This window comes from Dankookia rubra (genome assembly GCF_004355005.1).
GTDB classification, from domain to species: Bacteria; Pseudomonadota; Alphaproteobacteria; order Acetobacterales; family Acetobacteraceae; genus Paracraurococcus; species Paracraurococcus ruber_A.
Genome location: NZ_SMSJ01000018.1, coordinates 1 through 19,380 on the forward strand (window position 1 = coordinate 1; position 19,380 = coordinate 19,380).

Below are 19,380 nucleotides of genomic sequence, written 5' to 3' on the forward strand. Positions count from 1 at the left end.
GGACCACTGGGGCCGGCGATTGGGGGCCGCCAACCTCCGCCTGATCGCCTCCATGCACCGCGCCATGGGCGGGCGCGCCCGCATCGCCGGCTGGATGGAGCCGCCGTGAGCAGGGCGGGGCGCCCGGCGCGGCCGGCGCGCGCCGCGGGAATCCGCGCCGCGCGTGACGAGGGCGGCGGTTGGTGGCATGAGGGGCCGCGCCGGCGGCGCAGGGCGGGGCTTCGGCCCCGGCCCGGATCCTGTTATGTTGCGGTGCGGCACGGGTCGGCGAGGCCCGTCCGCCCGCGCGCCCCAGGGGCCACGCGGCGCTTCATCGGAGAGACACATGCGTATCGACGCCATCAGCATCGGCAAGAACCCGCCCGAGGATGTCAACGTCATCGTCGAGGTCGCCATCGGTGGCGAGCCCATCAAGTACGAGATGGACAAGGACGCCGGGACCCTGGTGGTGGACCGCTTCCTCTACACGCCGATGCGCTATCCCGGGAATTACGGCTTCGTGCCGCATACCCTGTCCGACGACGGCGACCCGATCGACGTGCTGATCGCCAATACCCGCCCGATCATCCCCGGCGCGGTGATCGCGGTCCGCCCGGTCGGCGTGCTGAAGATGGAGGACGACGGCGGCGGCGACGAGAAGATCATCGCCGTGCCGGTGCCGAAGCTGACCAAGCGCTACGAGCGGGTGTTCAACTACACCGACCTGCCGCAGATCACGCTCGACCAGATCCAGCACTTCTTCGAGCACTACAAGGACCTCGAGCCCGGCAAGTGGGTGAAGGTCGCCGGCTGGGGCGATGCCGACGAAGCCAAGCGGCTGATCGTCGAGGCGATCGAGCGGGCCAAGGCGCAGGGCTGAGGCTGGACGGCCGCCGCCTGCCCCGCGCCCGCATGGCCGGAAGCGGGAGGCCGCGCCCGCCGCTTCCCGCTCCGCGTCCTTTGGCGTCCGGCCCGCTGGCGGCGGCAACCTCGCCTTCCCATCTGGGCGGCCGATGAACGCGCTTCCCCCGACCGACCCCGCCCTCGGCCTGGCCCCGCGCCCGGCCGACCCGGAGGCCCCGCTGCGCGCGGCGCTGGCGCGGCACCGCGCCATCGCCACCGGGCTGCTGGCCGGGATGGCGGCGCTGATGCTCGGCGCCTATGCCCTGCCGCCGGGCTACTGGACCGAGTTGCTGCAGGCCGCGGCCAAGGCGGGCGTGGTCGGCGGCGTCGCCGACTGGTTCGCGGTAGCGGCACTGTTCCGCCGGCCGCTCGGCCTGCCGATCCCGCATACCGCCATCATCCCGGCGCAGAAGGAAAGGCTCGGCCAGGGGCTCGGCCGCTTCGTCGCCAACCACGTCTTCACCGAGGCCGAGGTGGCCCGGGTGCTCGGCCGGCTGGACCTGGCCGGCATCGCCCGCAGCTTCCTGGCGGACCCGGAGACGGCACGGCCGGCGGCGCAGGCGCTGGCGACCTCCCTGCCCCGGCTGCTGGCGAGCCTTGAGGATGGCCGCGCCCGCCGGCTGCTCGGCCGGCTGCTGCCGCGGCTGGCGGGCGGCGCCGGCGGGGCGCGGGTGGTGGCGCGGGCGCTGCGCGGCCTGGTCGAGGGCGGCCGGCACCAGGACGTGGTGGACCTGGCGATCGCCGAGCTGCGCCGCCTGCTGGTCGAGAAGGAAAGCCAGCTCCGCCAGACCATCGAGTCCAAGGTGCGGGAGGAAGGCGGCCGCCTCGTGGGCTGGGCGCTGGGCGCCACGGTGGCGGGGCGCGTGCTCGCCGGGGTGAATGCCGAGCTGGCGCGGATGGAGGCGGCCGACAGCGACCTGCGGCGCGCCTTCGAGGTCTGGCTGAAGGCCGAGGTCGAGCGGCTGGAGACCGACCCGGAACGCGCCGCGGCGCTCGGCCGGGCGATGCGGAAGGCGATGGCGCACCCGACCGTCGCCGCCTGGGTGGAGGATGTCTGGGCCCGCCTCCGCGGGGCGCTCGAGGCCGACGCGGCCAATCCGCAGGGCCGCACGGTGGCGCTGCTGGAAGGCGCCTTCGCCAATGCCGGCACCCTGCTGGCCGAGGACCCGGCGGCGCGGGCGCGGCTCAATCACGCCGTCCAGCGGGCGCTGGTGCGGCTGATGCCGGCGGCGCGGGCGCAGCTCGCGGCCTTCATCGCCCAGGTGGTGGCGGGCTGGGACACTGCGCAGGTGACCGAGAAGATCGAGCTCCGGGTCGGCCGCGACCTGCAATACGTGCGGATGAACGGGACGCTGGTCGGCTTCCTCGTCGGCGGGGCGCTCTATGCGCTGCTGACGGCGGTCTTCGGTCGGGTGGCGTTTTGATCTGTTGTGTATCCATCCGTCCCGCGGTACACACGAATATCATGCGCACCAATATCGAGATCGACGACGGGCTGATCGCCGAGGCCATGGCGCGCGGCGGCCATCCGACCAAGAAGGCGGCGGTCGAGGCAGGACTGCACCTGCTGGTGCGCCTGGCGCGGCAGCGGGAGGCCGCGGCGGCGCTCTGGGGCAGCGACCCCGACTACCTGGTGCCGCCCGAGGACGCGCCGCGCGACCCGGCGCTGCACGAAACCCAGGCGCCCCTCCGCGGGGGCAACCAGGCGCCTCCCCGCTGATCGCCGTCGATACCAGCGTTCTGGTCGACGTGATCCGGCGGGCGGATACGCCCGCCGCGCGCGCCTTCGCCCGGCTCGCGGATGCCGAGATCCTCGTGATCGGCGACATCGTGCTGCTGGAGGTCCTGCAGGGATCCTCGAGCGAGCGCCGGGCCCGCGAGGCGGAAGCCTGGCTGCGCCGCTTCGAGGTCGTCGCCATGCTGGACGACGCGCTGGCCGCGCAGGCCGCGGCGCACTGCCGCCGCCTGCGCGGCCTCGGCGTCACCCCGCGCAGCATCGCGGACCTCGTCATCGCCAGCTGGTGCATCGCCCATGCGGTGCCGCTGCTGCAGCGCGACCGCGACTTCGCCCTGATGGCCGAGCATCTCGGCCTGCAGCTGGTGGCGGCATGAACGCCCCTTCCCCTGCCGGCGGTCCGGCCTACACTTCCGGCATGACCCTCGGCCTCTCGATCCTCGACCAGTCCACCATCGCCTCCGGCCGCGGCGCCGATGCGGCGATCCGCGAGACCCTGGCGCTGGCGCGTCTCGCGGACCGATGGGGCTATGGCCGCTACTGGCTGGCCGAGCACCACAACAGCGACAGCCATGCCGGCTCGGCACCGGAGATGCTGGTCGCCGCGATCGCCGCCACCACGGCGCGGATCCGCATCGGCACCGCCGGCGTCATGCTGCCGCACTACAGCGCGCTGAAGGTGGCCGAGCAGTTCAAGGTGGCCGAGGCGATCGCGCCCGGGCGGATCGACCTCGGGGTCGGCCGCGCCCCGGGCAGCGACGGCCGCACCGCCTTCGCGCTGAACCCCAACGCCCGCGAGGCCGCCGACAATTTCCCGAACCAGGTGATGGACCTGCTGGGCTGGCTCGGCGACGGGCTGCCGGAGGGGCACCCCTTCCGCGCCGTCGCCGCCAACCCGCAGGTGCCGGGCCGGCCGCAGGTCTGGATGCTGGGCAGCAGCGACTACGGCGCCCAGGTCGCGGCCTATTTCGGCCTGCCCTACTGCTTCGCGCATTTCATCAGCGACCGCGCCTCGGAGCAGGTGACGGCGCTCTACCGGGAGGGCTTCCGGCCGCATCCCGGCCACGCCGGACGCCTCGCCGCGCCGCATTGCGCACTCGGCGTCTTCGCCCTGACCGCGGAGACCGAGGCGGAGGCCTGGCGGCTCTACAAGTCGCGCGAACTCTGGCGGCTCTACCGCGACACCGGCCGCTTCCCGCCGCTGCCGAGCGTCGCCGAGGCCGAGGCCTATCCCTTTACCGAGGCCGAGCGGGCGCACCTGGCGCCGCTCCGCGCCAAGGCCCTGGTCGGCGCGCCGGAGCAGGTGCGGGCGAAGCTCGAGGCGCTGGCGGCGGCGCATGGGGTGCAGGAAGTCGCGGTGCTCACCCCCTGCCATGATCCGGCGACGCGGCAGGCCAGCTACCGCCTGCTAGCGGAGGCCTTCGGTTTGCGGCAGGCGCCCCTGCCGCTGGCGGCGGAGTAGGTATCGCTGGCGGCGGAGTAGGCCTCAGCGGTTCGCGCCGCCGCCCTGCACCGCCGGCGCCGGCATGCTGGCCCCGGCCTGGCCGGCGGCCGAGACGACATGGCCGCGCAACTCGGACAGCACCTGCAGCGCGTCCTGCGCGGCGGTATCGGCCTTCTCCTTCGACAGCGAACGGTCCGGCCCCACCTCGGACAGGTCGTGCTGCATGCGGCGCTGCGCCTGCTGGTAGGCGACGGTCTCGGAAAAGGACTGCGGCACCTTCTGCATGTCGCTCCAGGCGGCGCGGAGCACCTGCATCAGCTCGATGCGCTCCTGCGAGGCGGCGCCCGCCTGGCTTTCGGTGCGGCCGGCGGCATGCGCCTCGCGTGCCCTGGCGAGGCGCGTCTCGGCCGCCTGCAGCTGCAGCGCATAGGATTGCAGCGCGGCGCCGGGACCGGTGGCGGGGGTGGCGCCACGGGCGGTCTCCTGCACCGATTGGGCGCAGGCCGGGGCCAGGGGCAGAGCCAGCAGGGCCATGGCGGCCAGGGCCGGGAATACGCGCATCGTCGCCTCCTCCATCGCTCCCCCGGCGAACGCAAGGCGGGGCGAGGCGGTTGCCGGGGCGGCGCAGGGGGGCGGTCAGTCGGGCCGGATCGCGTTCTCCCGCACCACCGCCCCCCAGGTGGCGATCTGCTGCTCGACAAAGGCCTGCAGCGCCGGCGGGTCGGACAGTACCAGGCGGGCCTGCTGCGTCTCCTCCATCTGCCGGCGGACGCGGTCCTCCGACAGGCTCTCGCGCAGCGCGGCGTTCATCCGGGCGACCAGCGGGGCGGGCGTGCCGGCAGGGGCGAAGACGCCCCACCACGCCTCCGCCTCCAGCCCGGGGAAGCCGGCCTCCGCCGCGGTCTGCACCTGGGCCAGGGCGGGCAGCCGGGCCGGGCCGAACTGGGCGATGGCGCGCAGCGAGCCGCCGGCGACGTGCGGCGCCAGCAGCGCGGCGCTGCCGATCATCACGTCGACATGGCCGGCAATGGTGTCGTTCACCGCCAGCCCGCCGCCGCGATAGGCAAGGTGGGGCATGCGCGTGCCGCTACGCGACTGGAGCAGCATCATGGTCAGGTGGCCGATCGTGCCGTTGCCGGTCGAGCCGTAGGAGACCGCGTCGGGCTTCGCCTTGGCCGCCGCGACCAGCCCGGCGAGGTCCCGGAAGGGCCGGTCGGGCCGGCAGGCGATGACATAGGGCGCGCCGCCGATCAGCATCACCGGGTCGAGGTCGCGGGTCAGGTTGAACCCGAGGTTCGGCAGCAGCGCAGGCAGCACCGCATGGCTGTCGAAGGTCAACAGCCAGGTCTGCCCGTCCGGCGCGGCGCGGACCACCGCCTCGGTGCCGATGGCGCCGGCGGCACCGGAGCGGTTCTCCACCACCACGGGCTGGCCGAGTCGTTGCCCCAGCCCGACCGAGGCGAGCCGGGCGACGGCGTCGGTCGAGCCGCCCGGGGCGAAGGGGACGACGATGCGGATGGCGCCGGGCCCCTGGGCGCGCAGCGCCGGGGCGGCGAGTGCGGCACCGGCCAGGCCGAGCGCCGTGCGGCGGGTGATGCGGTGGGTCATCGACTTGCTTCCCCCTTGGATTGGCCATCCTCTACAGCAACCCAGCGGTTTGCGCAGGCCCCTAGCCTCGGGGGAAATCGTCGGGCCGGAAGGCGTGCCGGCGCCGGTGCGGCCGACGGTGCCGCCACCAGTCGAGCACCGGTCCGACCCCGAGCAGCGGCGTCGCCGCGATCGTCGCCAGTGCCAGCCCGGCCGCCAACAGCCGGGCGCCGAGCGCGAAGGCCAGAACGGTCAGCCCCGCCAGCGACCCGATCGCCGCGCTGCCCAGCGCCGCCCAGCCGATCAGCCGCCGGTGCCGGGCATCCAGCCAAGCGGGTGGGCTGCTGCGATCGGTGCGGGGCGTGCCGTCCGGCGCGACGTCATAGAGGCGGTTGGGATCGACTTCGAAGGGCTGGGACAGGCGGCACCTCCGCCGGTCACCGCTGGCTCAGCGGCGCAGGACCACGAAGCGGACGGCACCCGCGCCGGGCGGCGAACCAGGCCCCGCGCCCGGCGTGCCGCCGCGGCGCAGCCGCCGCAGCCGCCACCAGAGCGAGACGAAGGCGACCAGCCCGGCGCCGATGGCGACCGGCAGCAGCAGCCCGACGAAAAGGATGGCGAGCGCCACCAGCAGCAGCCCGCCGGCGGCCAGCGTCAGCAGCAGCGCCACGCCGCCGACCTTGCCGAGCGCCCGGTCGAAGCCGCCGCGCGGCGGCGGCAGCGCGTCGCGGAACTCGCCGTCCGGCGTCATGTCGAGGATGGGCGGGGTCGGGTCCTGGAAGGGCGAGCCCGGGCGCCGGTGCGTGTCCATGGGAGGGATGTTGCCCAGGCCGGCCGCCGGTTCAAGCCCAGCGCGGCGCGCGCGGCGCAACGAAGCGTATCGGCCCGAATGTTTGCGCGGCGAGGTTCGGTCACCTGGCCGTATCGCCTTCCCATCATGTTTCATCTAACAGGGCGGCAGAGAGGCCCGGCAGAAGACCGGGCACCACGAACAAGGAACCCCGCCCGGCCATTCCGGCCCGAAGCAACGCCGAGGGCATGTACGCCGCTGCCACCGCGGCGCGATCCGCCAGCGGCACATCGGGCCGAGGGGCCGGCTTTGGGGGGGGATGTCCAGCAGCCTGACGCGCAAGGAGGCGCAGTACCCGGCCATGGCCACCTGGAACCAGCTCTACGATCCCTTCGGGTCGATCCTGTTATCCGCCCTCGTCGCCGCCCTGCCAGTGGCGACCATGCTGATCGCCCTCGCCTTCCTGCACATCGCCGCGCATGTCGCGGCGATCGCGGCGCTGGTGGTGGCGCTGCTGGTGGCGGTCTTCGTCTTCGGCATGCCGGCCGACATCGCCGGGCGGGCGGCCGGATTGGGCATCGCCAGCGGGCTGTTCCCGATCGGCTGGATCGTGCTGAACATCATCTTTCTTTACCGGCTCACGGTGGCGAACGGGTCATTCAAGCGGCTGCAGGAGACGATCGCCGGCGTCACGCCGGACCGCCGGCTGCAGCTGCTGCTGATCGCCTTCGCCTTCGGCGCCTTCTTCGAGGGCGCGGCGGGCTTCGGCACGCCGGTCGCGGTGACCGGCGCGGTGCTGATCGGCCTCGGCTTCTCGCCGCTGGCGGCCTCCGGCCTTTCGCTGATCGCCAATACCGCCCCGGTCGCCTATGGCGCGCTGGGGACGCCGGTGATCGCGCTGGCCGGCGTCACGGGTCTCGACCTGATGGACCTGTCGGCGATGATCGGCCGGCAGCTGCCCTTCTTCTCCCTGATTGTTCCCTTCTGGCTGATCTGGGCCTTCGCCGGCTTCCGCGGGATGCTGGCGATCTGGCCGGCCATCCTGGTCACCGGCGTCTCCTTCGCCGTGCCGCAGTTCCTGGTGTCCAACTACATGGGTCCCTACCTCGTCGACGTGATCGCGGCGCTGGTCTCGCTGGCCTGCCTCACGGGCTTCCTGCGGGTCTGGCAGCCGAAGGAGATCTGGACGAGCGCCAAGCTCGGCGGCCGCGCCGCGGCGGTCGAGGAAGCCACTGCCCAGGGGACCGGCCCCTCGCCGGCCGGCGGCGCGGGCGGCGCGGCGGTCGCCTTCGACGGCAGCACCTTGCTGGCCTGGATGCCCTGGCTGGTCCTGACGGTCTTCGTCTTCCTCTGGGGCCTCGGCGACATCAAGGCCTTCCTGAACGGGGTGTACAACCTCTCCTTCCCGATCGAGGGGCTGCACCGCGCCGTCATCAAGGTGCCGCCGGTGGTCGCCGCGCCGGTGCCGGAGCCGGCGGTCTTCGCCTTCAACATCCTGTCGATGACCGGCACCGGCATCCTCTTCGCGGCGCTGCTCGGCGGCTTCGCCATGGGTTTCGGCCCGGTCGCGATGATCCGCGAATATGGCAGGACGATTTGGGTGGTGCGCTACTCGCTGCTGACCATCGCGGCGATGCTCGGGCTCGGCTATCTCACGCGCTATTCCGGGCTGGATGCGACGATGGGCCTGGCCTTCGCCGCGACCGGGGTGCTCTACCCCTTCTTCGGCACGCTGCTGGGCTGGCTCGGCGTGGCGCTGACGGGCTCCGACACCGCGTCCAACGTGCTGTTCGGCGGGCTGCAAAAGATCACCGCGCAGCAGATCGGCCTCTCGCCGGTGCTGATGGCGGCGGCGAATTCCTCGGGCGGCGTGATGGGCAAGATGATCGACGCGCAGAGCATCGTGGTCGCCTCCACCGCCACCGGCTGGTTCGGGCATGAGGGCGAGATCCTGCGCTACGTCTTCTTCCACAGCATCGCCCTGGCCTGCCTGGTCGGGCTGCTGGTGACGCTGCAGGCCTATGTGCCGCCCTTCACCGCGATGGTGGTGGGCGGCTGAGCCGGCCGCGGCGCTGTTACGCCCGGGCACCGGGCGGGTCAGCGTCGCAGGGGATCGGGTCGAGCCGCCCAGGCTCGACCCAGCGATAGGCGCGGTAGCCCGGCAGGCGGCAGGCCTGCCGCGCCGCCGCCTCGGTCCGGGCGTGGCGGTGGAGCACCTCCCTCGCGAGGTCCTGACCGTTGCGGATGAGGTCGTAGCCCGCGGCCTCCTGCGGGTGGCGCTGCCAGGGGCCGAGCCGGAGCCGGCGGCTCGGCACCAGCACGATGGCCGGGCGCGTCTCCGGCTGCGGCCGGAAGACCGCCTGCCGCGCCTCCCCGCCAGCCGGTGCCGGGCGCCAGGGGCAGGACCAGCCCGGCGGGTACTGGTTCGCCACCTTGCCGTCGCGCGCGGCGATGTAGGGGAGGTCGAGGATCTCGGCGACCGGCAGCGGCGCATTCCACAGCCGGCCCCGCAGCAGGGTATCGGCCAGGTAGACGTAGCCGTACTCATCCGCCGAGAAGGGCCAGACCGACACCGCGGCGACCGACAGCGCCGGCGCCGCGCCGAAGGCGAGGCCGAGCATGCCGCGTGGCGACGGCACCGGCATGGCTTGGCGCGAGGCGAAGACCGGCATCATCGCGCCGATCGCCAGGCTCAGCGCGACGCGCACCGCCAGCAGCTTGTCCTGTGTCGGCTGGACCGGCTCGGCGGCGCCCAGCAGCATCGCCGCGAGGAGGATCGCGGCAAGCAGGGGCAAGTGCAGCACCGCCGCACGCGGCGTCCCAGTTCCAGGGCGAATTGCGGGTCATAGGCATGCGGCATCGGCGATCCTCCGCTCGCTCCGGCTTTCCCCGGCCGGACGGAGGGATGAGCGCGACGAACGTGCCAGGGTGACGGCAGCCGGGATGCGGCTTAGGGCGCGCCGGAGGCAGCCCGGCGCGGTGCCCGGACCAGTCCGCCGGACGCCAGGTTCACGTCCCCGGGCGGCTTCGGCGGATACCACCCGATCGGCAACCCCGTCGGCCCATCCTGCCCGCCGCTGACGCGTCACGGCCCCGTGCGAACCAGCCAGGACCAACGCGGGCTAGGTTGCCATCCCAACTCTTCGGCGAGGTTCGATGCGATCCATCCTGGTCCTGGCGCTTGGCGCCGCACTGCTCGCGCCCGGCGTCGCATCGGCCCAGCCCATCGGCGCCGGCGGCACCCCGGGCTGGTCGCCCTGGGGCGGGCCGGACAGCCCGGGCGGGATGTTCGGTGGCGACCCGCTGGAGGCCGATGCCGACCGCGACCGGACGGTCACCCATGACGAGGTCTGGACCTGGCTGCGGCGCCGCTTCGACATGGCGGACCGCGACCGGAGCGGCACCTTGGAACCAGCCGAGATCCCCGCCCACCCGCAGGCGCAGTCAGGCTTCCGCGCGGCGGACGCCGACCGCAACGGGCGCGTCACCATCGACGAGTTGCGGCCGATGTCGGAAGCCTGGTTCCGCGCCCGGGATGCCGATCGCAACGGCAAGCTGACCCGGCGCGAAGTGCCGAAGCGGAAAGCAGCGTCCGCGCCTGCCCCCGGCTAGGCAATCGGCCGCACCACCAGCACGGTCCCGGCGACGCCCTCCACCCGCACCCGAAGCGGCGCCTCCGGCACCTTCACGTCGGCCGGCAGCCGGGCCGGCCAGTCGCTGTCGCCGATGCGGACGCGCAGCTCCGGCCCCTCCATCGGCAGCAGCATTCCGTGCCGGCCGACCAGCCCGGCATCCGGCGTGTTCACCCGCACCGCCGGCCGCCGCGCCTTCAGCCGCAGCGCGAGCGCGATGCCCGCCGTCAACAGGCCGAGGAAGATCGCCACCACCGCCGGGAAGGGCGGCAGCACCGCCAGCACCACCATGCCGGTGCCGATCGCCGCCAGCCCGACCCAGAGCAGGAAGATGCCGGGCAGGCCGAGTTCCGCGATCAGCAGCAGCAGCCCGCCGAGGATCCAGATCAGCCCTGGTTCCACGGTCCGCCCCCCGGCAGGGTCGCGGCGGGCGGCGCCGGCGGGCGGGCGCCGCCCGCGGGCCGCAGCAGTTCCAGGGCCTGCACCACGCCCCCGGCGAGTGCCGCCGATTCCATGGGCACCACCACCAGCTTGCTGTTGGGGTTGCCGGCCAGCGCCTCGAAGGCCTTCACGTAGCGGTCGGAGATGAAGTAGCGCAGCGCCTGCTCGCCGGCGCCGGCCGCGGCCTCGCTCACCATCCGGGTCGCCGCGGCCTCGGCCTGGGCCAGGCGTTCGCGCGCCTGGGCGTCCCGCTGGGCAGCTTCCTGGCGGCCCTCGGCGGCGAGGATCAGCGCCTGCTTGTCGCCTTCAGCCCGCATCACGGTCGCGCGCCGCTCGCGCTCGGCGGTCATCTGCAGGTTCATCGCGCGGACCAGGTTCTCCGGCGGCTCCACCTTGCGCAGCTCGACGCGGCTGACCTTGATGCCCCAGGGATCGGTCGCGCCGTCGAGGATCACCAGCAGGGAGGAGTTGATGCGTTCCCGGCTGCTCAGGGTCTGGTCGAGGTCCATCTCGCCGATGACGGCGCGGATGTTGGTCATCGCCAGCGCGGTCAGCGCCTGCTCCATCCGCTGCACCGCATAGGCCGCCTTGGCCGGGTCCATGACGCGGTAATAGACGATGCCGTCGACGAGCACCGAAGCATTGTCGCGGGTGATGACGGACTGCTCGGGGATGTCGAGCACCACCTCCTGCACGTTCAGCTTGCGCCCGACCTGATCGATGAAGGGAATCACCAGGTTGAGCCCGGGCTGCAGCAGCCGGGTGAAGGCGCCGAAGCGCTCGACCGTCCAGACCTCGCCCTGCGGCACCGTGCGGATGCCCTTCGAGACGGCGAGGACGGCGAGCAGCAGCAGGACGAGGAGGACGATCTCGGTACCGGTCATAATGTCCTTCCAGGCAATCGTTGCGTGTCCGTATAGCACACCGGCCATCCCGGCGGCAGGCACGCTTCGGGGAAGCCCGGCTTGCGCCCGCCCCGCCGCCGCCTACCATCGCGCCGAACGGGGAGGATGCGGGTCGATGCAGGCCAACAGGATGCCGCTGACGGTGCGGCTCGACGGGCTTCGGGTGGCGATCACCGCGGGCGCGGGCGGGATCGGCCGGGCGCTTGCGGATGGATTCGTGAGTTGCGGCGCGCGGGTCTTCCTCTGCGACGTCGACCGGGAGGCACTGGCGGCCTGCCCGCATCCCTCGATGCCGGCGGACATGGAAGCGGTCGAGGGCTGCGAAAGCTTTGTTGATGCCGCGGTCGCGCATCTCGGTGGCCTCGACGTGCTGGTGAACAACGCCGGCATCGCCGGCCCCACCGCGCGGGTCGAGGACGTGACGCCGGAGGCGCTGACCCGGACGCTGAAGATCGACCTGGAAGCGATGTTCCACTGCGCCCGCCGGGCGGTGCCGGCGCTGCGCGCAGCGGGGGGTGGCTCGATCGTCAACCTCTCCTCCGCCGCCGGGCGCTTCGGCTTTCCGCTCCGCAGCCCCTATGCCGCGGCGAAATGGGGCGTCATCGGCTTCACCAAGTCGCTGGCGATCGAGCTGGGGCCGGACGGCATCAGGGTCAACGCCATCCTGCCCGGCCTGGTCGCGGGCGACCGCATCCGCCGGGTGCTGGAAGCGAAGGCGCAGGCGAATGGCCGGTCCTTCGCCGAGCAGGAGGCAGAGGCGCTGAAGCCGGTCTCGCTGCGCTGCTACGTGACGCCGGAGGATATCGCCAACATGGCGCTCTACCTCTGCAGCCCCTTCGGCGCGACCATCAGCGGACAGTCGCTGGCGGTGGACGGGGACATGCAGTCGTTGATGTGAAACGGAAGGCCGTGGAGGGAGAGGTATCCCCTCCCTTGCTTTTCGCGCGTCGGATGCCGCCGCGCGGCGAGTGCCAGGCTCTTGAAGAATGCATGAGGAGCCCGGGGAGAATACCTGTCCCCCGGCCCTCCCCTTCGACCCGGGACGGAGGCCACCCGCATGATCACCCCGCTCGCTTCCTTCGACGACCTCTCGGTCGGCCAGAAGTTCGAGTTCGGCAGCATCCGGATGGAGCTCGACGAGATCGTCGACTTCGCCCGGCGCTGGGACCCGCAGCCCTTCCACATCGATCCGGACGCCGCCGCCGCCGGTCCCTTCCGCGGTATCATCGCCAGCGGGCTGCACACCCAGGCCGCCTGCTTCAGCCACATCATCCGCAGCGGCTGGGTGGCGCAGGTCTCGATGGGCGGCGCGGAACAGCTCGTGCGCTGGCCGGCCCCGGTGCGGCCGGGCGACGAGATCGCCGTTTCGGCGCGGATCGAGGCGCTGAACCCGTCCCGCAGCAAGCCCGACCGCGGCGTGGTGAAGGTGCTCTATACCGGGCGCCGCCTGACCGACGGCGTGGTGGTGCTCGAGATTCTCGGCACCCACATCCTCAGGCGCTGAGCGGCAGTGGCCCAATCTCGGTCGAGGTTTCGGGCGGCGTCGCCGGATCCGGCGCGGCCGCCAGGGTGATCGTGACGATCGCCCCCGCCTCGGCACTGCGCGCCTCGATCACCCCGCCCATGCCGCGCACAGCCCATGGCAGAAGGACAGGCCGAGCCCGGTGCCCTTCGCGGCGTCCTTGGCGGTGACGAAGGGCTCGAACAGCCGCGCCTGCACCGGCCGGGGAATGCCGCCGGCGGTATCGGCAACCGTGATCCGCACCTGCCCCGTCGCCGCGGCGATCCGGAGCCGCCGCGGCGCCCCCCCCGGCCGGCCGGTGAAGGCCTCCCGCGCATTGCCGATGAGAGGGACCAGCACCTGTTCCAGCGGCACCAGCCGGGCCAGCACCAGCGGTCCGGGCGCCACCTCCAGCGTCACCCCGGCATCCCGCAGCGAGGCGCCGACCGGCGCGGGCGCGCCGTCCAGCGCGCGGCGCAGCGGCACCGGCCCCGGCACCTCGCCGGCTTCGGCGCCGCGGAGGTAGCGCCGCAGATGCCCGATCAGCGCCCCCGCCCGGGCCGCCTGCGCGGCGATGCGGCCGAGCCGGCCGGTCGCTTCGGCCGGCTTGCCGGCGCGCAGCGCCCGGCCGGCGTTCGCGGCGGCCAGCGATATGACGGCACGCGGCCGCTTCAGCTCATGCGCCCGGCCCGCCGCCATCTCGCCGAGCGTCGCCAGCCGGCCGGAGGCCGCAGCCCGCGCCGCGGCTCCGCGCGCGGCATGGATGTGGAGGATGTGGCCCACCACCTCCGCCCCGCCATCCGGCCGGTGCGCCATGCCGTTACCCCCGACCCACCGTCCCGGATCGCCCGTGCCTTGCGATCGCCCAGGAATTTACAATTTCAAGTTTATACTTCCGTCGGTCGCCACGCGGACGCTTCGCCGGGGCGCGCGCCTCATCGCCCGGTCAGGCGCGCGACCAGGCCGCTGGTCGAACGGTCCGGGACCAGGTCGATCAGCGCCACCTCCCCGCCGGCGGCCTGGACGATGTCGGCGCCGACCACCGTCTCGATCGTATAGTCGGCGCCCTTGACCAGCACGTCGGGCATCAGCACCCGGATCAGCTCGAGCGGCGTCGTCGCGTCGAAGGCAACCACGGCGTCCACCGCCGCGAGCGCCGAGATCACCGCCGCGCGGTCGGCCAGGCCGTTGATCGGCCGCGTCGGCCCCTTCAGCCGCGCCACGCTGGCATCGGTGTTGAGCGCCACCACCAGCCGGTCGCAGCGCCGCCGCGCGGCGCGCAGCAGCGAGACGTGCCCGGCATGCAGGATGTCGAAGCAGCCGTTGGTGAAGCCGACCCGCAGCCCGTGCGCCTGCCAGTCCCGCACCAGCCGCACCGCGGCATCGTGGTCGAGCAACGCCTCCTCCCCCGGGGTCGAGCCGCTGCCGGCGCGCAGCGCATGCGCCAGCTCGTCCGCCGTGACGGTCGCGGTGCCGAGCTTGCCGACGACGATGCCGGCCGCCGCATTGGCGATGCGCATCGACTCGGGCAAGCCGTGCCCCGCGGCATGGGCGAGCGCGAGCGCGGCGATGACGGTGTCGCCGGCGCCGGAGACGTCGAAGACCTCGCGCGCCTCGGCCGGGACGCTGTCCACCTCGCCGGTGGCGCGGACCAGGGTCATGCCCTTCTCCGCCCGGGTGCAGAGCAGCGCCGGCAGGCCGGCGGCGGCCATGACCCTGCGCGCTGCGGCGGCGACCTCGGCCTCGGTGCCGACGGGCATGCGGGCGGCGCGGCCGAGTTCCCGCGCGTTCGGTGTCAGGCAATCGGCGCCGCGGTAGAGCGAAACGTCCTCGCTCTTCGGGTCGGCGAGCACGGGGATGCCCCGGCGCTTCGCCGCGGCGATGGCGGCGGCGACCACGGCCGGGGTGAGCACGCCCTTGGCGTAGTCCGAGAGAACCAGTGCGGCGCAGCCGGGCAGCGCCGCCTCGACGGCCGCGACCAGCGCCGCCTGCTCGGCGGCATCGGCGGGGGCGGCGGTCTCGTCGTCGAGGCGGACCACCTGCTGGTTGCCGGCGATGACCCGCATCTTGCAGATGGTCGGACGGCTGGCGCTCTCGACCAGGGCGTCGGCGATGCGCGGGTCGGCGGCGAGCAGGGCACGCGTCTCGGCCGCCGCCGCGTCGCGCCCGACCAGGCCGACCAGCACCGCCTGGCCGCCGAGCGCCGAAAGGTTGCGGGCGACGTTGCCGGCACCGCCCGGCATGGCCAGCGTCCGGCCGAGCCGCACCACCGGGACCGGCGCCTCGGGCGAGATCCGCTCCACCGCGCCGTAGAGGAAGCGGTCGAGCATGACGTCGCCGAGGACCAGGATGCGCAGCGCGGAGAAGTCGAACATGCCGCCGGAATAGACCCGCGCGGGGCGCAAAAGCAAACGGCGCGGGGGTTGCCCCCCGCGCCGCGTCCCGAACCCGGGTCCTGGGGCCGCAGCCTCAGGCGGAGTTCTTCATGATCTCGTCGGCGACGTTGCGCGGCACCGGATCGTAGTGGTGGAACTGCATCGAGAAGCTCGCGCGGCCCTTGGTCATGCCCCGCAGGTTGGAGATGTAGCCGAACATCTCTTTCAGCGGCACATGTGCCCGGACGATGACCGAGGTGCCGGCCATGTCCTGCGACTGGATCACGCCGCGGCGGCGGTTGAGGTCGCCGACCACGTCGCCGACATGGTCCTGCGGGGTCGTCACCTCGACGTCCATGATCGGCTCGAGGATGACCGGACCGGCCTTCTTCATGCCCTCGCGGAAGCAGGCCTTGCCGGCGATCTCGAAGGCCAGGGCCGACGAGTCGACGTCGTGGTACTTGCCGTCGACCAGGGAGAACTTGAAGTCCACCGTGGGGAAGCCGGCGAGCACGCCGGTCTCGGCCTGCACCTTGATGCCCTTGTCGACCGCCGGGATGTATTCCTTCGGCACCGCGCCGCCGACCACGCCGTTGTGGAACTCGATGCCGGTGTTCCGCTCCTTCGGCTCGAAGGTGATCTTCACCTCGGCGTACTGGCCCGAGCCGCCCGACTGCTTCTTGTGGGTGTAGGTCTCGGTATGCGCCTTGGTGATGGTCTCGCGGTAGGCCACCTGCGGGGCGCCGATATTGGCATCCACGCCGTATTCGCGCTTCAGCCGGTCGACGATGATCTCGAGGTGCAGCTCGCCCATGCCGGACAGGATGGTCTGGCCGGTCTCCTGGTCGGTCTTCAGCCGCAGCGAGGGGTCCTCGCCGGCCAGCTTCTGCAGGCCGAGGGTCATCTTCTCGACGCTGTCCTTGGTCTTCGGCTCGACGGAGATGTCGATGACCGGGACCGGGAAGGCCATGCGCTCGAGCACGACCTCGTTCGCCTTCGAGCCCTGCAGGTTCGGCGTCGTCAGCGTGTCGCCCGTGCCGGTATCCTTCAGCCCGACGAAGGCGGCGATGTCGCCGGCGATGACCTCGTTGATCTCCTCCCGCTTGTCCGCATGCATCTGGTACATGCGGGAGATCCGCTCCTTGGTCCCCTTGGTCGTGTTGATGACGGTGTCGCCCGTCTTCAGCGTGCCACGGTAGACCCGGACGAAGGTCAGGTTGCCGAACTTGTCGTTGATGATCTTGAAGGCGAGGCCGGCGAAGGGACCGTTCGGGTCGGCCTCGATCGTCTCACGCTCGGCGGTCTCGTCCTGGCCCTCCTCCGGCGCGACCTTGATGCCGGCCACTTCGGTCGGGCTCGGCAGGTAGTCGATCACCGCGTCCAGCAGCGGCTGCACGCCCTTGTTCTTGAAGGCGGTGCCGCAGAGCACCGGGCGGAACTCGCCCGAGATCGTGCCCTTCTTGATGCACTTCTTCAGCAGGTCGGTCGGCAGGTCCTCGGTCTCAAGGTAGACGTCCATCGCCTCGTCGAGCGCGGTCGCAGCCGTCTCGACGAGCTTGGCGCGGTATTCCTTGGCCAGCTCGGCCATGTCCTCGGGGATCGGCTCCTCGTGGTAGGAGGCGCCGAGGTCGTCGCCCTCCCAGATGATCGCCTTCATCTCGACCAGGTCGACGAGGCCCTTCATCGTGTCCTCGATGCCGATCGGCAGCTGCAGCGTCACCCAGTTGATGCCGAGCTTCTCGGTCAGGGTCGCGCAGGCCTTGTAGAAGTCGGCGCCGGTACGGTCGAGCTTGTTGACGAAGATGATGCGCGGGACGTTGTAGCGGTCCGCCAGGCGCCAGTTGGTCTCGGACTGCGGCTGCACGCCGGCCACGCCCTCGATGATGAAGATGGCGCCGTCGAGCACGCGCAGCGAGCGGTTCACCTCGATGTTGAAATCGATGTGGCCGGGCGTGTCGATGATGTTGATCTGGTAGTCGTTCCAGCGCGCGGTCACCGCGGCCGAGGTGATGGTGATCCCCCGCTCGCGCTCCTGCGCCATGTAGTCGGTCGTGGTGTTGCCGTCGTGGACCTCACCGATGCGGTGGGACTTGCCGGTGTAGTAGAGGATCCGCTCGGTCGTCGTGGTCTTCCCGGCGTCGATATGCGCCGTGATGCCGATGTTGCGGATCTTCTCGAGCGGGGTATGCGCCACGTGGGCCTCCATAGGCGAGAGCGGGCCCAGCCGCGTAGCACCCCAGGTTGGGGTTCCCCGCGCCGCCCGCCGAACGGTCTCTGTCGTCGGTGTGGTATCGCGCGGCACATGCCCCCTTCCGCCCGGTTTTGCAAGCGGGTTTCGCCCTTGACCGGCCGCATGGCGGGCCGGGCGGCCATGCAGCGCCGGACGATGAGCCACCCTCCAGGATCCCGGCCGGAGGGATGGGCAGGCGCGCCGGGGCGCCGCTAGCATGGCAGCAACCGCCCCCCAAGGGCGGACGGAGGATCATCCATGCGACCCCAGACGCTCGCGCTTCCGCTGATCGCCGGCCTGCTCACCGCCGCCTTCGACCCACCAGCCGCCGCCCAGACCGCGCCCGAGGCGGCCAACATGCGCCTGGTCGGGTCGCACGACCTGCAGGCCCGCAGCGCCTACCAGCCGACCATCCACCGGCAGGGGAGCCGCTTCATCCTCTATGTCGGCCACCACGGCGGCACCGAGGCCGAACCGAAGCCGCTCAACCCGCTGACCGGGCAGCAGGAGTTCAACGGCACCTCGATCCTCGACGTCACCGACCCGGCCAAGCCGGTCTACCTGGCGCATATCCCGGGCGAGCCAGGCCTCGACGAGGATGGCGGGGCGCAGATGGTCCGGGTCTGCGACGGGCGCGGGCTGAAAGGGGCCGACCCGGCGGCCTTCTACATGCTTCGTACCCAGGGCAATGCCGGGCACCAGGTCTTCGACGTCTCCGACCCGGCGAAGCCCCGGCTGCTCGCCCGCATCCCCGCCGGGCATACCCACAAGAACTGGTGGGAATGCGACACCGGCATCGCCTACCTCGTCTCCGGCAACCAGCCGCCCTGGCGGGTCCGCCGGATGACCCAGGTCTTCGACCTGAACGACCCGGCCCACCCCAAGCACATCCGCGACTTCGGCCTGCCCGGCCAGCAGATCAAGGAAGGCGAGGCGCCGAGCCAGCAGCATGGCGAGCACGGCGCCATCCCGACCGAGCTGCATGGCGGGATCTCCACCGGACCCGAAGGCAACCGTATCTATTTTGGATACGGAACAAACGCGGGCGGCATCGTGCAGATCGTCGACCGCAAGAAGCTGATCGAGGGGCCGGCGGCGCCGAGCGACGAGAACCTGCGCGCGCCCGAGCTCGGCCGGTTGGTGATGTCGCCGCTGGTCGGCGCGCATACCGCCTATCCGTTGCCGGGGATGGCGATCCCCGACTTCGCCAGGGATGCCAAGGGCGCCACGCGCGACATGGTCATGATCGTCGACGAGGCGCTGAAGAACGAGTGCCGGGACGAGGCTCGGCAGATGGTCTGGTTCGCCGACGTCACGGTGGAGAGCCAGCCGATGGTCGTCTCCAACTTCACGGTGCCGGAGGCCCCGGGCGGCTTCTGTTCGCGCGGCGGGCGGTTCGGCTCGCATTCCTCGAACGAGAGCATGGCGCCGGTCTTTCACAAGAAGCTGGCCTTCATCGCCTGGTTCAATGCCGGGGTCCGGGCGCTGGACATCCGCAACCCCTACCGCCCCCGAGAGGTCGGCTTCTACATCCCGGCGATCACCGAGCGGACCGCGCCGCGCTGCGTCACCGTGGACGGCCAGCCGCGCTGCAAGCGGGCGATCCAGACCAACAACGTCGAATCGGACGAGCGCGGCTATGTCTATATCGTCGACCGCGCAAATACCGGCGTCCACGTCCTGGAGGTGACAGGCGAGGCACGGGAGATTGCTGGGCTGCGTTGAACAAGCAAGGTCGAGGAGGGAAAGCTATTCCCTCCCCGAACCCCTCCTTTCCTTCTCCTGAGTAGGGTGCCGCCGCGCGGCGAGTGCCGGACCTAGGAAGATAAATGAGGGGGCCTGGGGGAGAATACCTTCT

The 19,380-nt window shown here is 72.2% G+C and carries 20 protein-coding genes; 10 read left to right on the top strand and 10 right to left on the bottom strand.

The genetic code is table 11. From position 1 onward, the window contains the following. Window positions 1–325: 325 nt before the first annotated feature. The 5 genes from ppa to E2C06_RS15150 all read left to right on the top strand — a co-directional run bounded on the left by ppa (window position 326) and on the right by E2C06_RS15150 (window position 4,079). Window positions 326–859, top strand: a complete 534-nt coding sequence (gene ppa / locus E2C06_RS15130) for an inorganic diphosphatase (RefSeq protein WP_133289451.1) — start codon at window positions 326–328, stop codon at window positions 857–859. Window positions 860–992: 133 nt separating this feature from the next. Beyond that, entirely contained in the window at window positions 993–2,306 is a 1,314-nt protein-coding gene (locus E2C06_RS15135) for a DUF445 domain-containing protein (protein ID WP_133289452.1), read from the top strand. A gap of 41 nt (window positions 2,307–2,347) precedes the next feature. Further along, window positions 2,348–2,602, top strand: a complete 255-nt coding sequence (locus tag E2C06_RS15140; protein WP_133289453.1) for a type II toxin-antitoxin system VapB family antitoxin — start codon at window positions 2,348–2,350, stop codon at window positions 2,600–2,602. Next, window positions 2,602–2,994, top strand: coding sequence for a type II toxin-antitoxin system VapC family toxin (gene vapC / locus E2C06_RS15145; RefSeq protein ID WP_277751834.1), 393 nt, complete (start codon window positions 2,602–2,604; stop codon window positions 2,992–2,994). Before E2C06_RS15140 ends, vapC begins: the two co-directional genes overlap by 1 nt. Beyond that, window positions 2,991–4,079: an LLM class flavin-dependent oxidoreductase gene (locus E2C06_RS15150; RefSeq protein WP_241671296.1), complete on the top strand. Its 1,089-nt coding sequence runs from the start codon at window positions 2,991–2,993 to the stop codon at window positions 4,077–4,079. Before vapC ends, E2C06_RS15150 begins: the two co-directional genes overlap by 4 nt. Before the next feature lie 24 nt (window positions 4,080–4,103). Here E2C06_RS15150 and E2C06_RS15155 read toward each other — a convergent pair whose 3' ends face one another. The 3 genes from E2C06_RS15155 to E2C06_RS15165 all read right to left on the bottom strand — a co-directional run bounded on the left by E2C06_RS15155 (window position 4,104) and on the right by E2C06_RS15165 (window position 6,459). Then, the gene (locus E2C06_RS15155) at window positions 4,104–4,622 is read right to left on the bottom strand and encodes a hypothetical protein (RefSeq protein WP_133289454.1); all 519 of its coding nucleotides are present in this window, start codon (window positions 4,620–4,622) and stop codon (window positions 4,104–4,106) included. A gap of 75 nt (window positions 4,623–4,697) precedes the next feature. After that, a complete protein-coding gene (locus E2C06_RS15160) occupies window positions 4,698–5,669 on the bottom strand; it encodes a tripartite tricarboxylate transporter substrate binding protein (protein WP_133289455.1) in 972 nt (323 codons plus the stop codon). A gap of 427 nt (window positions 5,670–6,096) precedes the next feature. Continuing rightward, a complete protein-coding gene (locus tag E2C06_RS15165; RefSeq protein WP_193560462.1) occupies window positions 6,097–6,459 on the bottom strand; it encodes a hypothetical protein in 363 nt (120 codons plus the stop codon). A 298-nt stretch (window positions 6,460–6,757) separates the two neighbouring features. Between E2C06_RS15165 and E2C06_RS15170 the strand changes: the two genes are divergently transcribed. Further along, window positions 6,758–8,497, top strand: coding sequence for an L-lactate permease (locus tag E2C06_RS15170; RefSeq protein WP_241671297.1), 1,740 nt, complete (start codon window positions 6,758–6,760; stop codon window positions 8,495–8,497). 16 nt (window positions 8,498–8,513) lie between these two features. Here E2C06_RS15170 and E2C06_RS15175 read toward each other — a convergent pair whose 3' ends face one another. Then, complete coding sequence (locus E2C06_RS15175) at window positions 8,514–9,233, bottom strand: hypothetical protein (protein ID WP_133289456.1); 720 nt, start codon at window positions 9,231–9,233, stop codon at window positions 8,514–8,516. 361 nt (window positions 9,234–9,594) lie between these two features. On the opposite strand from E2C06_RS15175, the gene E2C06_RS15180 reads away from it, so the two are divergent. Continuing rightward, window positions 9,595–10,050 (top strand): EF-hand domain-containing protein, encoded by a 456-nt coding sequence (locus E2C06_RS15180; protein ID WP_133289457.1) that lies wholly within the window; start codon window positions 9,595–9,597, stop codon window positions 10,048–10,050. Here E2C06_RS15180 and E2C06_RS15185 read toward each other — a convergent pair. Beyond that, on the bottom strand, window positions 10,047–10,472 hold the full coding sequence (locus tag E2C06_RS15185) for an NfeD family protein (RefSeq protein WP_133289458.1): 426 nt from the start codon (window positions 10,470–10,472) through the stop codon (window positions 10,047–10,049). The two genes, E2C06_RS15180 and E2C06_RS15185, sit on opposite strands and share 4 nt — an antisense overlap. Further along, entirely contained in the window at window positions 10,457–11,395 is a 939-nt protein-coding gene (locus E2C06_RS15190) for an SPFH domain-containing protein (protein WP_133289459.1), read from the bottom strand. Before E2C06_RS15190 ends, E2C06_RS15185 begins: the two co-directional genes overlap by 16 nt. Before the next feature lie 136 nt (window positions 11,396–11,531). Here E2C06_RS15190 and E2C06_RS15195 point away from each other — a divergent pair, with 136 nt between their 5' ends. Both E2C06_RS15195 and E2C06_RS15200 read left to right on the top strand, forming a co-directional pair. Beyond that, the gene (locus tag E2C06_RS15195) at window positions 11,532–12,314 is read left to right on the top strand and encodes an SDR family oxidoreductase (protein WP_241671298.1); all 783 of its coding nucleotides are present in this window, start codon (window positions 11,532–11,534) and stop codon (window positions 12,312–12,314) included. Between the two features lie 159 nt (window positions 12,315–12,473). Continuing rightward, window positions 12,474–12,920, top strand: coding sequence for a MaoC/PaaZ C-terminal domain-containing protein (locus E2C06_RS15200; RefSeq protein ID WP_133289460.1), 447 nt, complete (start codon window positions 12,474–12,476; stop codon window positions 12,918–12,920). Here the strand turns inward: E2C06_RS15200 and E2C06_RS40310 are convergent. The 4 genes from E2C06_RS40310 to fusA all read right to left on the bottom strand — a co-directional run bounded on the left by E2C06_RS40310 (window position 12,910) and on the right by fusA (window position 17,498). Further along, window positions 12,910–13,041, bottom strand: coding sequence for a hypothetical protein (locus E2C06_RS40310; protein WP_277751832.1), 132 nt, complete (start codon window positions 13,039–13,041; stop codon window positions 12,910–12,912). The genes E2C06_RS15200 and E2C06_RS40310 overlap by 11 nt on opposite strands. Beyond that, window positions 13,029–13,733 carry a sensor histidine kinase gene (locus E2C06_RS15205; protein ID WP_133289461.1) on the bottom strand — a complete coding sequence of 235 codons (705 nt, stop codon included), beginning with the start codon at window positions 13,731–13,733 and terminating at the stop codon, window positions 13,029–13,031. The genes E2C06_RS40310 and E2C06_RS15205 overlap by 13 nt, the downstream gene beginning before the upstream one ends. Window positions 13,734–13,852: 119 nt before the next feature. Then, a complete protein-coding gene (gene rfaE1 / locus E2C06_RS15210) occupies window positions 13,853–15,292 on the bottom strand; it encodes a D-glycero-beta-D-manno-heptose-7-phosphate kinase (RefSeq protein WP_133289549.1) in 1,440 nt (479 codons plus the stop codon). A 94-nt stretch (window positions 15,293–15,386) separates the two neighbouring features. Then, window positions 15,387–17,498, bottom strand: coding sequence for an elongation factor G (fusA, locus tag E2C06_RS15215; protein ID WP_370451440.1), 2,112 nt, complete (start codon window positions 17,496–17,498; stop codon window positions 15,387–15,389). A gap of 282 nt (window positions 17,499–17,780) precedes the next feature. Here fusA and E2C06_RS15220 point away from each other — a divergent pair, with 282 nt between their 5' ends. Further along, entirely contained in the window at window positions 17,781–19,247 is a 1,467-nt protein-coding gene (locus E2C06_RS15220) for an LVIVD repeat-containing protein (RefSeq protein WP_206664552.1), read from the top strand. Window positions 19,248–19,380: the final 133 nt, after the last annotated feature.

What these genes read in the sequence shown, in the direction of transcription:
- E2C06_RS15165 (WP_193560462.1), bottom strand. Translation starts at nt 6,459, where the DNA reads ATGGACACGCACCGGCGCCCGGGCTCGCCCTTCCAGGACCCGACCCCG.
- fusA (WP_370451440.1), bottom strand. Translation starts at nt 17,498, where the DNA reads ATGGAGGCCCACGTGGCGCATACCCCGCTCGAGAAGATCCGCAACATC.
- E2C06_RS15205 (WP_133289461.1), bottom strand. Translation starts at nt 13,733, where the DNA reads ATGGCGCACCGGCCGGATGGCGGGGCGGAGGTGGTGGGCCACATCCTC.
- E2C06_RS15150 (WP_241671296.1), top strand. Translation starts at nt 2,991, where the DNA reads ATGAACGCCCCTTCCCCTGCCGGCGGTCCGGCCTACACTTCCGGCATG.
- E2C06_RS15180 (WP_133289457.1), top strand. Translation starts at nt 9,595, where the DNA reads ATGCGATCCATCCTGGTCCTGGCGCTTGGCGCCGCACTGCTCGCGCCC.
- E2C06_RS15140 (WP_133289453.1), top strand. Translation starts at nt 2,348, where the DNA reads ATGCGCACCAATATCGAGATCGACGACGGGCTGATCGCCGAGGCCATG.
- rfaE1 (WP_133289549.1), bottom strand. Translation starts at nt 15,292, where the DNA reads ATGTTCGACTTCTCCGCGCTGCGCATCCTGGTCCTCGGCGACGTCATG.
- E2C06_RS15135 (WP_133289452.1), top strand. Translation starts at nt 993, where the DNA reads ATGAACGCGCTTCCCCCGACCGACCCCGCCCTCGGCCTGGCCCCGCGC.
- E2C06_RS15155 (WP_133289454.1), bottom strand. Translation starts at nt 4,622, where the DNA reads ATGCGCGTATTCCCGGCCCTGGCCGCCATGGCCCTGCTGGCTCTGCCC.
- E2C06_RS15190 (WP_133289459.1), bottom strand. Translation starts at nt 11,395, where the DNA reads ATGACCGGTACCGAGATCGTCCTCCTCGTCCTGCTGCTGCTCGCCGTC.
- E2C06_RS15195 (WP_241671298.1), top strand. Translation starts at nt 11,532, where the DNA reads ATGCAGGCCAACAGGATGCCGCTGACGGTGCGGCTCGACGGGCTTCGG.
- ppa (WP_133289451.1), top strand. Translation starts at nt 326, where the DNA reads ATGCGTATCGACGCCATCAGCATCGGCAAGAACCCGCCCGAGGATGTC.
- E2C06_RS15200 (WP_133289460.1), top strand. Translation starts at nt 12,474, where the DNA reads ATGATCACCCCGCTCGCTTCCTTCGACGACCTCTCGGTCGGCCAGAAG.
- E2C06_RS40310 (WP_277751832.1), bottom strand. Translation starts at nt 13,041, where the DNA reads ATGGGCGGGGTGATCGAGGCGCGCAGTGCCGAGGCGGGGGCGATCGTC.
- E2C06_RS15220 (WP_206664552.1), top strand. Translation starts at nt 17,781, where the DNA reads ATGCGACCCCAGACGCTCGCGCTTCCGCTGATCGCCGGCCTGCTCACC.
- E2C06_RS15170 (WP_241671297.1), top strand. Translation starts at nt 6,758, where the DNA reads ATGTCCAGCAGCCTGACGCGCAAGGAGGCGCAGTACCCGGCCATGGCC.
- E2C06_RS15160 (WP_133289455.1), bottom strand. Translation starts at nt 5,669, where the DNA reads ATGACCCACCGCATCACCCGCCGCACGGCGCTCGGCCTGGCCGGTGCC.